16 protein-coding genes are annotated in these 13,800 nt (G+C 61.1%); 11 read left to right on the forward strand and 5 right to left on the reverse strand.

Annotated features, from left to right (window positions below; translation table 11 throughout):
* Window positions 1-106: 106 nt before the first annotated feature.
* The 3 genes from GUY37_RS04205 to GUY37_RS19320 form a co-directional block, all read right to left on the reverse strand.
* The gene (locus GUY37_RS04205; protein ID WP_152347470.1) at window positions 107-613 is read right to left on the reverse strand and encodes a flavin reductase family protein; all 507 of its coding nucleotides are present in this window, start codon (window positions 611-613) and stop codon (window positions 107-109) included.
* Window positions 610-1,371 (reverse strand): pyrimidine reductase family protein, encoded by a 762-nt coding sequence (locus GUY37_RS04210; RefSeq protein ID WP_152347469.1) that lies wholly within the window; start codon window positions 1,369-1,371, stop codon window positions 610-612. Before GUY37_RS04210 ends, GUY37_RS04205 begins: the two co-directional genes overlap by 4 nt.
* 90 nt (window positions 1,372-1,461) lie before the next feature.
* Window positions 1,462-1,584, reverse strand: coding sequence for a hypothetical protein (locus tag GUY37_RS19320; RefSeq protein ID WP_266096658.1), 123 nt, complete (start codon window positions 1,582-1,584; stop codon window positions 1,462-1,464).
* A gap of 24 nt (window positions 1,585-1,608) precedes the next feature.
* On the opposite strand from GUY37_RS19320, the gene GUY37_RS04220 reads away from it, so the two are divergent.
* Window positions 1,609-2,211: a glycosyltransferase family 4 protein gene (locus tag GUY37_RS04220; RefSeq protein ID WP_166822601.1), complete on the forward strand. Its 603-nt coding sequence runs from the start codon at window positions 1,609-1,611 to the stop codon at window positions 2,209-2,211.
* Here GUY37_RS04220 and GUY37_RS04225 read toward each other — a convergent pair.
* Window positions 2,195-3,325, reverse strand: coding sequence for a magnesium and cobalt transport protein CorA (locus tag GUY37_RS04225; RefSeq protein ID WP_166822604.1), 1,131 nt, complete (start codon window positions 3,323-3,325; stop codon window positions 2,195-2,197). The two genes, GUY37_RS04220 and GUY37_RS04225, sit on opposite strands and share 17 nt — an antisense overlap.
* 465 nt (window positions 3,326-3,790) lie before the next feature.
* Here GUY37_RS04225 and ctaD point away from each other — a divergent pair, with 465 nt between their 5' ends.
* The 6 genes from ctaD (at window position 3,791) to GUY37_RS04255 (ending at window position 9,249) form a co-directional block, all read left to right on the forward strand.
* Window positions 3,791-5,467, forward strand: coding sequence for an aa3-type cytochrome oxidase subunit I (gene ctaD / locus GUY37_RS04230; RefSeq protein WP_166822607.1), 1,677 nt, complete (start codon window positions 3,791-3,793; stop codon window positions 5,465-5,467).
* A 136-nt stretch (window positions 5,468-5,603) separates the two neighbouring features.
* Window positions 5,604-6,857 carry a dicarboxylate/amino acid:cation symporter gene (locus tag GUY37_RS04235; RefSeq protein WP_166822610.1) on the forward strand — a complete coding sequence of 418 codons (1,254 nt, stop codon included), beginning with the start codon at window positions 5,604-5,606 and terminating at the stop codon, window positions 6,855-6,857.
* 53 nt (window positions 6,858-6,910) lie between these two features.
* Window positions 6,911-8,041, forward strand: a complete 1,131-nt coding sequence (locus tag GUY37_RS04240) for an aldo/keto reductase (protein WP_228278350.1) — start codon at window positions 6,911-6,913, stop codon at window positions 8,039-8,041.
* A 48-nt stretch (window positions 8,042-8,089) separates the two neighbouring features.
* On the forward strand, window positions 8,090-8,314 hold the full coding sequence (locus GUY37_RS04245) for a DUF2795 domain-containing protein (RefSeq protein WP_152347459.1): 225 nt from the start codon (window positions 8,090-8,092) through the stop codon (window positions 8,312-8,314).
* A 60-nt stretch (window positions 8,315-8,374) separates the two neighbouring features.
* The gene (locus GUY37_RS04250; protein WP_166822613.1) at window positions 8,375-8,758 is read left to right on the forward strand and encodes a DUF2267 domain-containing protein; all 384 of its coding nucleotides are present in this window, start codon (window positions 8,375-8,377) and stop codon (window positions 8,756-8,758) included.
* Between the two features lie 191 nt (window positions 8,759-8,949).
* Complete coding sequence (locus GUY37_RS04255) at window positions 8,950-9,249, forward strand: hypothetical protein (protein ID WP_166822616.1); 300 nt, start codon at window positions 8,950-8,952, stop codon at window positions 9,247-9,249.
* Window positions 9,250-9,282: 33 nt separating this feature from the next.
* On the opposite strand, the gene GUY37_RS04260 is transcribed toward GUY37_RS04255, so the two are convergent.
* A complete protein-coding gene (locus GUY37_RS04260; protein ID WP_228278351.1) occupies window positions 9,283-10,035 on the reverse strand; it encodes a GAF and ANTAR domain-containing protein in 753 nt (250 codons plus the stop codon).
* A gap of 163 nt (window positions 10,036-10,198) precedes the next feature.
* Here GUY37_RS04260 and GUY37_RS04265 point away from each other — a divergent pair, with 163 nt between their 5' ends.
* The 4 genes from GUY37_RS04265 (at window position 10,199) to GUY37_RS04280 (ending at window position 13,775) form a co-directional block, all read left to right on the forward strand.
* Window positions 10,199-11,467, forward strand: coding sequence for a CDP-glycerol glycerophosphotransferase family protein (locus tag GUY37_RS04265; RefSeq protein WP_166822619.1), 1,269 nt, complete (start codon window positions 10,199-10,201; stop codon window positions 11,465-11,467).
* A 103-nt stretch (window positions 11,468-11,570) separates the two neighbouring features.
* Complete coding sequence (gene tagD / locus GUY37_RS04270) at window positions 11,571-11,960, forward strand: glycerol-3-phosphate cytidylyltransferase (protein ID WP_152347455.1); 390 nt, start codon at window positions 11,571-11,573, stop codon at window positions 11,958-11,960.
* Window positions 11,961-12,003: 43 nt separating this feature from the next.
* Window positions 12,004-12,855: a CDP-alcohol phosphatidyltransferase family protein gene (locus GUY37_RS04275; protein ID WP_166829296.1), complete on the forward strand. Its 852-nt coding sequence runs from the start codon at window positions 12,004-12,006 to the stop codon at window positions 12,853-12,855.
* Window positions 12,852-13,775 (forward strand): glycosyltransferase family 2 protein, encoded by a 924-nt coding sequence (locus tag GUY37_RS04280; RefSeq protein WP_166829298.1) that lies wholly within the window; start codon window positions 12,852-12,854, stop codon window positions 13,773-13,775. Before GUY37_RS04275 ends, GUY37_RS04280 begins: the two co-directional genes overlap by 4 nt.
* The last annotated feature ends 25 nt before the right edge of the window (window positions 13,776-13,800 follow it).

Here is a 13,800-nt window from a genome sequence, read left to right on the forward strand (position 1 = left end):
GGTTTCCGGCTGTGCGGTCGCGTGTTAACGTGTGGCCGAAGTGTGCCTGATCGTCGTGGCCCTCATCGCCGACAGCGCGGCGGATCCGACGGGGTCGCGGCTCACCCTACGGGCGGACGGCGCGTTCGTCGCTGGCGTGGCCGGGAGGCAGGTCGCCCAGCTGTGAGGTGCGCAGGGGTGTGAAGTCGCCTGCGGATTCGGCGGACAGCACGCGCGCTGTGGTGCACACGTGGTCGCCGCCGTCGTCGAGCATCGCGATGCGCTCGACGAGGAGGCGGTTCGGCAGCTCTGCGATCAGCGGCACACCCTCCTCGGTGACGGTGATGTCGAGGCCTGTGAACTTGTCTGCCTCGGAACCGGAGCGGGAGCCGAAGTGCCGGGCCAGATCACGATCGGCGGTGGTGAGGAAATGCACGGCGAAGCAGTCGGAGCGCAGACCGACTCGGTAGGTGTGATTGGCCTTCGACAGCCAGAAGCAGTACCGCTGCGGGCTGATGCTCGCCTGCGAATGGAATCCGATCAGGCAGCCGGCCCGTTCGCCCTCCGCCGAGGCGGTGACGACGATGAGCGGGGAATCGACCGAGCCCATGAGATCGTCGATGCCGGTGCTCATGAGACTCTCCCGTCCGGTGGTTTCGCTTCGTAGCGGAGGAAGAGGGTGTCGTCGGCGACCATCGTCGACTTCAGCGAGAACTGCGCGATGCCGGCCCCGGGCGGAGCGATGCTCACCGGCAGCGGATCGCCGCCCATCATCGGTGAGATCGACAGGCACAGTTCGTCGAGGCGGTCGGCGGCGACGAGCTCTCCGAGCCACCGTGGCCCGCCTTCGCAGAGCACGACCTGGTAGCCGAGACCGGCCAGGGCCTGCAGGGCCTTCGCCGGTTCGACCCGGTCCTCACCGGCGATGATGATCGTGGCCGCCTGTTCCGCGGCGGCCAGCTGCTCGGGATCGGCCTTCGCACACGTGATGACGATGGTGCGTGCGTGCTCCGGGGCTCCGGCGAAGACCTGTGAGGACCAATCGAGGTCGAGGCTGCGGCTGACCACTGCCACCGGAGGCATCTCGGACTGGCCCCGAGCCCGACGCTGTGCTTGGGCGTCCTCATCCAGCCGCATCGGCGCGTAGCCTTCGCTGCGCACCGTCTGGGCACCGACCATGACGACATCGGCAATCTGCCGCATCCGACGGAACAGTGCCTGGTCGGGTGCGGTCGACAGCGCGCCGACGCGACCATGGATGGCTGCCGTTCCGTCGAGACCGGCCACCATGTGTCCGGTCACCCAGCACTCATGCCGCGGCTGGGAGCGATCGACCTCGAGATAGGGCGTCAGCGGGTCCGGGATCGGTGCACTGCGTTCGAGAGGCTCCATCTGTGCAAGTCTACTGAACGTGACAGGCACTCGCGGCGACGATTTTCCGACCAGCGCCCGGACCCCGCTGACTGCCTCGGTACGAGGGGCTCAGTTCGTCCAGGCGTCGTCGGTGAAGTAGCCGTCGATCCAGCCGGGCAGACGGTCCCCGTCCTTCGCGGTCTCCAGTGTGTAGGGGGCGACGTGGAAGCCGGCTTTGTCGAGGGTGCGCATGGTGTTGGGATCAACGGATTCATTGTGCCGAACGGTGACGTCGACGCGATGTCTGAAGCCATCTTGGAATTCCTCAACATGTCAGAGAACGACGTCCGAGAGATGCGAGCCAATGCGATCGAGCGGGCTGCCGACTTCTCTGAAGGTGCCATCATCCGACGATGGGGGCAGGTCTTGGCAGAGCAGTCGTTTGCGCCCATCACGCATTTGAAAGGTGTGAGTGCAAAGCTTCGAGAAGCAGTGGTCACTGCCGACGGAATCTCCATCACGGCAGCTCTGTCGGGAACCGGGAACACGTTCCTCGACGATGCCTTCATCTCGTGGAAGTCACGGACTGGAACCTTCTATGGGCGAATCGGCGCAGATATCAGCGACGGCACGGTCACAGCGGAAGTTCCAATGAGAAGGATCAGCCGCATCACCGAAGAGTACGTGGACTTCTCGCTTGACCTCGTCGCGAGACGAGGATTCACACGAGTGCGTATCTCCAGTGGCGACGGCTCAATCGTCAACCATCCGGGTCAGCTGAAGCTGTACACGACCAAGCACGGCAATCTCAGCGGTCAAATGCTCGAAGGTCAGGGCGACGCAACCGCCGAGGCGCCTGAGCTCACATCCACTTCTTGACGCGGAAGACGACGTAGAGAACAATGCCCAGACCGAGCATGAGCCCCAGGGCCATCGGATAGCCGAAGGCCCAGTGGAGTTCGGGCATATCGTCGAAGTTCATGCCGTAGATCGCTCCGACGAGGGTCGGGGCGAAGAGGATCGCCGCCCATCCGGAGATCTTCTTCATGTCGTCGTTCTGGCGCTGCGCGACGAGGGTGGAATTGACGTTGAGGATCTGCGACAGGGCTTCTCTCAGCTCGCCCGCTTCGGCGAGGACCCGCGTGAGGTGGTCGGTGACGTCATCGAGGTAGGCGCGAAGGTCGTCGGGAATCGCGTATTTAGCCGCCCCGTTCCCCAGCGCTTGCGTCAGCCGATTGAGGTGGGTGGAGTTGTGAAGGACATCGATGACTTCCTGGCTGAGGAGATAGATGCGCTCGGCGGCGGCAGTGTCCCCACTGAAGACCTGCCTCTCGATTCCGTCCTTGTCGACCTGCAGGCCGTCGAGGACGGGGAAGTACGTATCGACTGCGGTATCGAGCAGGCGGTAGACGAGTGCTTCCGGACCGAGCGCGAGCAGTTCGCGATCTTTCGTCCAGCTGCGCTTCTCGTTCGCGAAGTACTCCTGGACGCCGCTGGTGTCCGCTGGGATCGGCGTACCGTCGATGAAGCGGTCACCTTGGCAGATGATGACGAGCGCGTCGTCCTTCATAAGAAGGTGGAACTCGTTGAATTCGACTTCTTCTTTCGCGTCGATGTAGACCGCTGATTTGAGGACGACGAAGAGCACATCGTCGTAGCGTTCGACCTTGGCTCGCTGGTTCGCGTGGAAGAGGTCATCGACGAGGACCGGGTGCAGCTGCCACGCTGAGGTGATCTCCTCGAGCAGCCCGGGAGCGGACCTGGGGATAACGACCTGTGTGATCGAACCGGGGACGGACGAGCCGGAGCCGTCCAGGTCATGTGCGGACAGCGCCTCGGCGAAGGACCGGACGACGTTCATCTCCTGCGGTTCACTGTCGATGATGCGGCGGCTGAACAGCGTGGGCGCCTCGGGGGCCTTCGCTTCTGATCCCACCGCCGATCGCTTGCGCAGCGACGGTCGTTCGGACTTGTGCCTACGGGCTCTGGCCATTGTGCTCCCTTTCCTCTGACAGCCCCTCAACGGTACTGCACGCCTATGTCGGCTTCAGGACGCAGCACGACGAAGGCGAACAGCGTCGGGTGTTCTCGGGCGCGGTGAAAATAGCTGGGTGATTCTCCTGGGTGCGGCAGTAGACTGTGGATACAGTGACGCGGGAATTCGTTTCCGGCGGAAATGAGATGGGCTGTGCAGGCCGGCAGCACATGGATTCGATGAATCGATCAGAGGACTACGGGGCCCGGGCGAAACGGTTCGGCAGGTTCAGCATCTGCTGAGAAAGAAGGCGAGCACGGCGGAGTGCGCCGAGCTGAGCGGTGAACACCGCTCAGAGATGTTCTTCAACTTCCACATCGCATATACGGTCGGACCCATCGAACAGACGCAGCATCTCATCGAGGAGAGCGGCGTCGGCCGGTCCGGTCGATCGCAATTGGTACCGAAAGAAGGTGCTGAACAATGACCGTTACGTTGGATCAGCCGGCTCTTGACGCTCCGGCAGCTCCACAGAGCAAGGGCAAGGTCATCGTCGACTGGATCACGTCGACCGACCACAAGACGATCGGGTACATGTATCTCCTCGGCTCGTTTTTCTTCTTCTGCGTCGGTGGAGTGATGGCGCTGATCATCCGTCTCGAGCTCTTCGAGCCCGGCATGCAGATCGTCGAGACCAAAGATCAGTACAACCAGCTGTTCACCATGCACGGCACACTGATGCTGCTGATGTTCGCCACCCCGCTTTTCTCCGGCTTCGCGAATGTCATCATGCCGTTGCAGATCGGTGCTCCGGATGTCGCGTTCCCGCGTCTGAACGCCTTTGCGTTCTGGATGTATCTTTTTGGTTCACTGATCGCGCTGTCCGGCTTCCTCACCCCGCAGGGCGCCGCGGCTTTCGGCTGGACCGCTTATGCTCCGCTGAACAATACGACGTTCACACCCGGTGTCGGTGGCAACCTGTGGGTTCTCGGCCTCGCTCTGCAGGGCTTCGGCACGATTCTCAGCTCCGTCAACCTCATCACCACCATCATCACGATGCGCGCACCGGGCATGACCATGTTCCGCATGCCTATCTTCACCTGGAACACTCTGATCACCGGCATCCTTGTGCTCATGGCTTTCCAGCCTCTGGCTGCTTCGCTGCTCGTCCTCGGTGCAGACAGGATACTGGGCTCGCATGTCTTCAGTCCGGGCCACGGGGGCCCGATTCTCTGGCAGCACTTGTTCTGGTTCTTCGGCCACCCCGAAGTGTATGTGATCGCACTGCCGTTCTTCGGCATCGTCACGGAGATCTTCCCCGTCTTCAGCCGAAAGCCTCTCTTCGGCTACAAGGGGTTGGTCTTCGCAACCATTGCAATTGCTGCTCTGTCTGTGACGGTCTGGGCCCACCACATGTTCGTCACCGGAGTGGTCGCGCTGCCGTTCTTCGCGTTCATGACCATGCTCATCGCCGTCCCGACGGGCGTGAAGTTCTTCGCATGGATCGGCACGATGTGGCGAGGGTCGATCACCTTCGAAACGCCGATAGTGTGGTCGATCGGCTTCCTGGCTACCTTCCTCTTCGGTGGGCTCACCGGCGTCATCCTGGCCAGCCCGGCACTGGACCAGCAGGTGTCCGACACCTACTTCGTCGTCGCTCACTTCCACTACGTCGTCTTCGGCACAGTCGTGTTCGCGATGTTCGCCGGGTTCTACTTCTGGTGGCCGAAGTGGACAGGCAAGATGCTCAACGAGAAGCTCGGGCACATCCACTTCTGGATGCTGTTCATCGGCTTCCACGGAACCTTCCTCGTCCAGCACTGGCTGGGCGTCGACGGCATGCCGCGCCGTTACGCCGACTACCTGCCGCAGGACGGCTTCACATGGATGAACCAGGTATCGACGGTCGGCTCGCTGCTGCTGGGTCTGTCCATGGTGCCGTACTTCTGGAATGTGTGGATCACCGCCCGGAACGCGCCGAAGGTCACGGTCGACGACCCGTGGGGCTATGGAGCTTCTCTCGAATGGTCGACGTCCTGCCCACCTCCGCGTCACAACTTCACCACGCTGCCGCGGATCCGTTCGGAACGGCCCGCCTTCGATGCGAATCACCCAGAGCTGCTCGAATACGCGGTTCCCGGCAAAGGGGTCTCGGCCTGACTGTTGATCAGATGGCGGTGCCTGCGCCAGATCTCTGCCCGCGCCGGTGCGCAGATGGGTTAGAGTGGCAACCGGTCGGCATCGTCGCGGACCGGAAGCCCACCACGAGGAACCTGTGAGCACGGAGCCGTAGAACATGTCACGAATCTTCCTCCGCCTCTGGCGCCGCTACCGGGATACAGCACTCTTCTTGAAGATGACGGCCGGTTTCGTCCTCGGACTGATCGTTGCCTTCGTCTTCGGAGAGAAGGCGCAGGTGCTGTCACCGATCGGTGACATCCTGCTCAACCTCCTCCAGCTGATCGTCATCCCGATCATCATGGTGACGCTGATCGACGCGGTCAACAGCACGCGCCCCGGAAACCTCGTCAGGGTCGCCTTCAAGACCTTCGCCTTCTACATCTTCACGACGATCGCCGCCGTCGTCATCAGTCTGTCCCTGGCTCTTCTGGTCAATCCGGGGACCGGGCTCCATCGCCCTGAAAAGGGCGCAGAGACGCCCGAGGCACCCTCGTTCGTCGACCAGCTCGTCGGCATATTCCCCGAGAACATCTTCAAAGCTCTGGTCGACGGCAACATCCTCGCTCTGATCTTCGTGGCCTTGGTCGTCGGCCTCACGATGGCAGGTATGCGCCGCTCGTCCGATTCGACGATCTCCGGGTTCGGGAAGCTCATGTACGACCTCGTGCTCGCGGCCAAGGAGATGACGTTTCGTATCCTCGCAGGGATACTCCAATTTGCGCCGTTCGGTATCGCAGCCCTGGTGGCGAGCGACATCGGCAGCCAAGGACTCGATGCTCTGGCGGCTCTGGGCAAACTGACCGGCGTCGTCTACGCCGGTCTGGCAGCGCAGATCCTCCTCATCTATATTCCGCTGCTGCTGTTAAATCGGATTCCGGTCGGCGGGTTCTTCCGCGTCGCCGGTGCGCCGATGGCCACGGCGTTCACGACTCAGAGCAGTTCCGGGACGATCCCCGTGTCGCTGGAGGCGACGAGGGAAGCAGGCATCCTCCAAGAGGTCGCAGGCTTCGTCATCCCTTTGGGTGCGACCATCAATATGGACGGCGCTGTCATCCGTCTGGGGGCGTCGGTGGTGCTGGCTGCCAATATCGTCGGCCATGACATGACCGTGCTCGAACTCGGCGCGATCGTCCTCACGGCCACGTTCGTCTCGATCGGCACCGCAGGAGTCCCGGGCGCCGGGCTCATCGGATTGACGATCCTGCTGCAGCAAGCCGGTCTCCCGCTCGAGACCGTCGCTCTGGTCGCCGGTGTCGACGTCCTGCTCGGAATGGGGGCGACGATGATCAATATCACCGGCGACCTCGTCGGAGCCCACCTCATCGACAAGAGTGAGAAGCGGATCAGCGAGGGCAGCCGCGGATTGTAGCCCTTTCACTGGAATCACGGGAGGGGTAGCGAAGGCTTCGTCGTTCTGGAATCGTGAAGTCACAGTCCGCACACGTGCTCACCCGACGATATGGCGAGGAGGAGCTGCTCATGGACTACACCCGACTCGGGAACTCAGGCCTGCGCGTCTCACGGCTGGCCCTGGGGACCATTCCGTTCGGATCCGGTGGCGGATTCGAGAGGATCGCAGGGGTCTGCGGAGATGACGCTCGACGCCAGTTCCGCGAGGCCCTGGACCGTGGAGTGAACTTCATCGATACAGCCAACCTCTACTCGGCCGGGGACGCGGAAAGAGTCCTCGGCGAGATCATGGGCGACAAACGCGATGAAGTCATCCTCACCTCCAAGGCGCGGATGCCCACCGGAGAAGGCCCGAACGACTCCGGGGCAAGCAGGCAGCATCTGACGCGAGCAGTCGAGGACAGCCTCGAACGACTGCGCACCGATCATCTCGATCTGCTCTACATCCACCAATGGGACGGGCAGACGCCGATCACGGAGACCATCGCCACCGTCAACGAGATGATCCGGGCGGGAAAGATCCGGTATTGGGGAGTCTCGAACTTCAGTGCCTGGCAGCTGACGAAGACGGTCTACGAAGCGCAGCTGGCGGGCCTCGAGGGCCCCATCTCCCAGCAGGTGTACTACACGCCCGAGGCACGCGATATCGAATACGAGATGATCCCGGCTGCCCGTGACCTGGGCGTAGCGACGTTCGGCTGGAGCCCCCTGGGGGAAGGTCTCCTCAACGGGAAGGTCAGACGTGGTCGGCAGACGCCATCGGACACCCGACAGGGTACCGGTTGGCCGGAGCCCCACGTCACTGATGAGAAGCGGGCCTATGATCTCATCGAACTCTTCGCTCAGATCGCGAACGAGTTGGACTGGTCGATCCCGCAGGTCGTGATCTCCTGGATCCTTGATCGCCCGGGCGTGGGCGGCACGGTGATCGCGGCCCGGAAGTTCGACCACCTCACCGAGGACCTCGACGCCGCGGAGCTGACGCTTCCGGCGGAAGCCCGGGATCGGATCACTGTGGCGTCTCAGCTGCCTGCCTATTATCCGCACTGGCACAGAATGATGACAGCGCAGGACCGGCCCGAACCCGCCGAGGCGGAGTTCCACGCCGAACAGCGTCGCCATGTTTTCGGAGACGAGCAATAGTTCAACGCGACAACTCAGATATGAATCACAGAAAAAGGAGGACGACCGATGACCACACGTGACGAACTCCGTGCGGAGAAGGCTCTGCAGGGGATGGAATTCCCCGCTTCGAAGACCGAGCTCATCGACTATGCGACCGAACGCTCGGCCACGGCGAAGACACTTCAGGCTCTGCGAGCCCTGCCGGATCGACAGTTCGAGAACAAGGACGATGTCGTTGAGGCGGTGCCGCAGGAGCCCGAAGGCGACGCGCCCGGAGGTGTGCACCGATGAGAGCGACCCGGGCTCAGACAGACCGGCAGAAGATTGCGAATCGGAAGAAGGTGCTTGAACATGCGCAGTGATGAATTTCTGAAGAACGTCACCGAGATCGGCGGACCCAGCGATCCTGAAAGCGCTGCCGTCGTAACTCGGACGGTATTGGATAACCTCGGCAAACAGCTCAAAGGCGGAGAGGCGGCGGATCTGGCTGCCCAGCTTCCCGCCGAACTGCAGGAGCCGCTGGAACGGCACGGCTCGGAAGCGCCGTTGACCGACGACGTCGATGATTTCCTCCGGCGTCTGGCTGATCAGCTGGGTGAGGGAATCGATCCTGAAACCGCCCGTGTCTATGCGCGTGCGGTGATCTCGACGCTTGACGCCGCGGTCTCCGAGGGCGAGGTCCACGATCTCCGCTCACAGCTGCCCGCAGGCTTCGCACCACTCTTCGAAGGCTGATCTCTTTGTCGCCCCTCATTCTGGTGAAGGCATGGTCTTCGCCGGAGTGAGGGGCGATCTGTCTCTGGCGTTATGGCCGCCCATGAAGCCGCTGGCGCGAACACCGGCGAGATGAATGAATCACTGGGCCCAGTGGCAGAGCACGGCGGGCGGACCCCATCCGATTTGTCGAGGGCTACGAATACGTGAGTATGGACAGGGCCATTCAGTCAAGAGGGGCGAAGCTGGCCGAGGTGATCGACTACTGGAAGCTCTCCCTCGAAGGAGTCTGGCTGCACAGCGTCAGCTTGGGCAGTGAGCTGAGCGAGTTGGAAATCGATGCCTACCTCCACGGAGTCGTCGGACTCTCCGGCTATCAGCACGACATCATTGCGCAGGCCGTCAACGAACTCATCGACATGCTGCCGGATCCGCCTCGGGCATCCTTCAGCAACGAACCTGACCTCGACGAGGTTGAGCCCCTCGCGCCGGATGACGACTTCGGGACGTAGCTCTGGCCCGGAGGCCTCGGCGGGTTGCGACTGTCAGAAAGGGCTCTGCTCCATAAGCCCGGTGTAGACGAGCCGTTCGGCCTGTTCATGGAGCTTGGTGTTCGTTCTGTTGCTCACCTTGACCAGAAGCAGGAACGCCTGGTGCTCGTCGATCTTGAAGCGTTCCATGAGGATGCCTTTGGCGACGCCGATCATGTCGCGTGAGAGGAGCGCCGAGTGGAGCTGGGAGACTTCCTGAGAACCGGCGAGGGCAACTGCCGCGTGCGCTGCGACGATGAGTCCGACATGCTCTGATTCGTCAGAGAACGCTTGGGGAAGACTGGAGAAGATGTTGAGCGCTCCCAGATTCTCGGCTTCGACGAAGAGCTGAAACGCCAGCATGCTTCGGATGGGAGTCTCAGCCGCGGCTCGCCGTGCGAAGTCGGGCCACCGAGACTCGTTTCGCATGTCGGGGATACGGACCGTCTTCTGCTCATATACGGCGTCGAGGCAGGGTCCCTGCCCCTCGGCCGTCTGAATCTCATCGACTCGTGTCGGAAGCTCGCCCGTTGGTGCCTTCGCGGTGACGGTTCTGCGTCCTTCGACGAGACTGATGGAGCCGTGCTCTGCGCCCGGGATGACCGCCACGGCGGAATCGGCAATGGCCATCAGAAGTTCCTGCGGACTCTGATTCTGAAGGTCGCGAGCCATCTGGGCGAGAGCGACCGCCAGGACGTCCTTGCCTGCTTGCTCCCCCTGGTCGTGTTCGGACGGAAGCCCTCGAGTGTTGTCATTCGCGCTGCTCATCACTCAATACTCCAGCAGCGATCTGACCACTTCAAGGGTTTGCGTATGGTGAGACTCGAGCTCGTTGCCGCCGGGCCTGGACTGATCGTGCGGATGACCGCAATCAAGCTGGGACGCAGGCGGATTTCAGGAGGAGCACATATAGGCATGCACAATAGTGGGCATGACCTTTCTTCCGGCAGATCTGCCGCATACCGCGGTTCGTGGTGCCAACTTCGCGCAGTCAGTGGCGAAACTCGCAGCGCAGAGACTGCGTGAGCGCGTTCGCGAGTCTCGGCTGTCTGATGAATTCCATCCTCAGGATGACGACGAGTTCGTGGCGGCCGCCTACTTTGCAGGGGATCTCAGTTCGGTCTATCAGCTGGAACAGTGGCTGTGGCCATTCGCGCAGCTTGAGGCTCGACTCAAAGAGCTCGGTCACGGTGATCGACCCTTCGGCATCATGGTCCGGAATGCTTTGGTCGCCAAACATCTGAGGGGTGTCACCTCTTTTCCAGTTCGCTTCTCACGCCTGACAAAGGGACTGGACGAGTTCATGCAGTCGCCGAGCCTGAGAGCGGTGTTCTACGTCAACCAGGGGACGAGCAACTTTCAAGCGCTGCGTTATCCTGAACCGGCTCATGTGCACCTCAGCCATGGTGAGAGCGAGAAGATCTCGATGATCTCCAATCAGCTCAAAGGCTATGACTACGTCTTCACCGCCGGTCAGGCCGCCAGACAGAGGATTGAGCAGACGCTCTACGGTTTGGGCGAAGACCGCATGTTCGATGTCGGCCGACCTCAGCTGGATCGCCCGCGCTCCGTTCCTCGCGAGTGGGAGGAGTTCAAGACGAAGAATCCTGATGGCAAAGCGGTCTTCTACGCGCCGACCTGGGAAGGTGATTCCCCGTCGATGGCCTACGGAACCATCGCTTACAACGGAGAACAGATCGTCACCTCGCTGTTGGAAGCTGGCTATCGAGTGATCTTCCGACCGCATCCACGTACCGGAGTGATGCGTGACGATTTCGGTAAAGCCGTAGAAAATGTGGCGGAGATCGTCGAAGCTGATCCTCGGGGATTCCTTGACGAAAGTTCGGACGTTTCTTGGCAATTGTATGAAGCCGATCTGGCCGTGGCCGAAATGTCGTCGGTGGCCTTCGACTGGCTCGCGTCCGGGAAGCCGCTTGTGATGGTCAAGCCCCATGAACCAGCCGCGGAAGTGCTCGAGGGGGGTCTTCTGGATCGATGTCCGGCAGTCGACCCGATGAGCAGGCAAGGAGTTGTCGACCTCATCGAAGAAGCCGAAACGCGAAGCGGGTTGGCCGCTGAACTGGCTCAGTTCTACCTGGGCGATACAGCAGCCGGTGAGCAGACTTCACGGTTCATTCAGTCGAGTGAACAAGTGATCAGGAACCGCTCCGAGGAACGTCGTTTGAAGCACGCTGAGTGAGCCGTGTGACATTTTCTTAACCTGAAGTAACAGAATGATAAACTAACGCGGAACTAATTCTGCGGCTCACGAGGTGAGCTTTGACCTTTGGACGGATTCAGCAATGAAACGAGTCATCACTTACGGAACTTTCGACCTGCTCCATTACGGGCATATTCGACTGCTCCAGAGGTGCAAAGATCAAGGTGATTACCTGGTCGTCGCACTGTCCAGTGACGAATTCAATGCTGGCAAAGGCAAGAAGTCGTACTTCTCCTATGAAGAGCGCAAACACATGCTCGAAGCGATTCGCTATGTCGATCTCGTCATTCCTGAGGACAATTGGGAGCAGAAGTCGACCGACGTGGAGAAATATCACATCGACACTTTTGTCATGGGCGATGACTGGGAAGGGGAGTTCGACTTCCTCAAGGACAAGTGTGAGGTCGTCTACCTCGAACGCACTCCTGAGATCTCGACGACCCGGATCAAGAGCGAGTTGGGCAAGCCCTGACTGGAACGGCGCGGACTTCGCGCTATCGTTGCCGGACAACACCATGGAACTGAGAGGAACGGACGTGCCCGAAAAGTCTTCGGCGAAACATCCGACGCTGTCGGAACTTCGGGCCAAGGCACAGCCACCGGAAGTTCGCAGTCGGAAGAACGCCGAGCACTGGACGGCGCAACTCTACCTCCGTCATATCTCGATCTACTTCACGATGTTGCTCGTGCGCACGAAGATCAGCGCTAATGGAGTCACCGGCCTGATGATTCTGGCCGGATGGTGCATCGCATTCAGTCTTCTGATTCCTGGCATCTGGGGAGCGGTTCTGGCCGTGTTCTTCTCACAGGTTCAGATGTATATCGACTGCTGCGACGGTGAGGTTGCGCGGTGGCGGGGAACCAGCGGTGCCAAAGGCGTGTTCCTCGACAAGGTCGGCCACTACACCACTGAAGGTCTGGTTGCGGTCGCGCTCGGAGTGCGGGCTGTGGGGGAGTGGAACAACCTCATCGACGATCCCGCTGGTTCCTACCCGCTTCTGCTCGCCGGGACGGTTCTGGCAGGGTTGGTGCTTCTCAACAAGGCCCTCAATGACATGGTTCATGTCTCGCGTGCGTTCAACGGACTCGATAAGCTCGCGGACTCGAAGGAAGCTACCGCTCTCAACCCGGGAGCGGTCGCCACGCTCAAGCGAATCGCTCGCTTCGTGCCTTTCCACCGCATCTTCCACTCTGTCGAGATGTCGTTGATGGCACTGGCATCGAGCATCGTCACTGCGATAGCAGCATCGGCAGGAGCTGAACCTCTGTTCGGCGAACGTTGGCTCGTTCTCATCATGGCTCCGCTGTGCCTGCTTTCCGTCATCGGGCATTTCATGTCGATCATGGCATCAAGGAGGCTGTCATGAGCGAATCATCCAGGATCCTCTCCCAGCGTTTCGAAGGCAATCGACGCTACACCTTCGGTGTCGTTGTTCTCAGTCAGGGCAAGCGACTGGACGACCTCAATCGTGGGTTCGAATCGTTGCTGGCGCAGAAGGGCGTCGACCTCGACATCGTCTGCGTGGGGAATGGCTGGGAGCCGGAAGGCATTCCGGACCTGGTCAAGAAGTTGGGGCTGCCGGAGAATCTCGGAATCCCTGCTGGTCGCAATGCCGGCGTCCCCCACGTCGACGGCGAGTTCCTCTTCTTCCTCGATGATGACGCGTGGCTGCCGGATGACACGTCGCTGATGCGCATGGCACAGCTGATGCGTACAAAACCGCGCATCGGATTGATTCAGCCGAGGGTTGAGGAGCCTGGTGGGCCGGATGCGCCGAAACGTTGGATTCCCAGGCTGAAGAAGGGAAGCGCCGACCATTCATCAAATGTGTTCTCGGTGTGGGAAGGCGCGGTCTGTATGCAGCGTCGAGCCTTCGACGAGTGCGGTGGTTGGCCGGCACCATTCTGGTACGCGCACGAAGGCATCGAGCTCGCCTGGAGAGTGTGGGACGCCGGCTACAACGTCTGGTACATGGGCGATCTCGCAGTCGCCCACCCGGTGATCGACCCGAGGCGCCACGACGAATACTTCTACATGAATGCCCGAAATCGAGTTTGGCTGGCCCGAAGGAACCTGCCTTGGCCGTTCAGCTGGGCGTATGTGGGTTCATGGACATTGATGCAGTTCATCAAGTGGGCCAACAAGCCTCACCAGCTCAAAGCATGGATGGAAGGCTGGCGTGCCGGATGGAGCCTCGACCCATGGGGCCAAGACGAAGACCGCCGGAAGCTGTCGAGAAGAGGCGTGCTTCGGATGTCGCGGCACGGGCGGCCGCCGATCGTGTAGACCGGTTGAGCCAACGCTTGCGGTA

The organism is Brevibacterium limosum (assembly GCF_011617705.1).
GTDB classification, from domain to species: Bacteria; Actinomycetota; Actinomycetes; order Actinomycetales; family Brevibacteriaceae; genus Brevibacterium; species Brevibacterium limosum.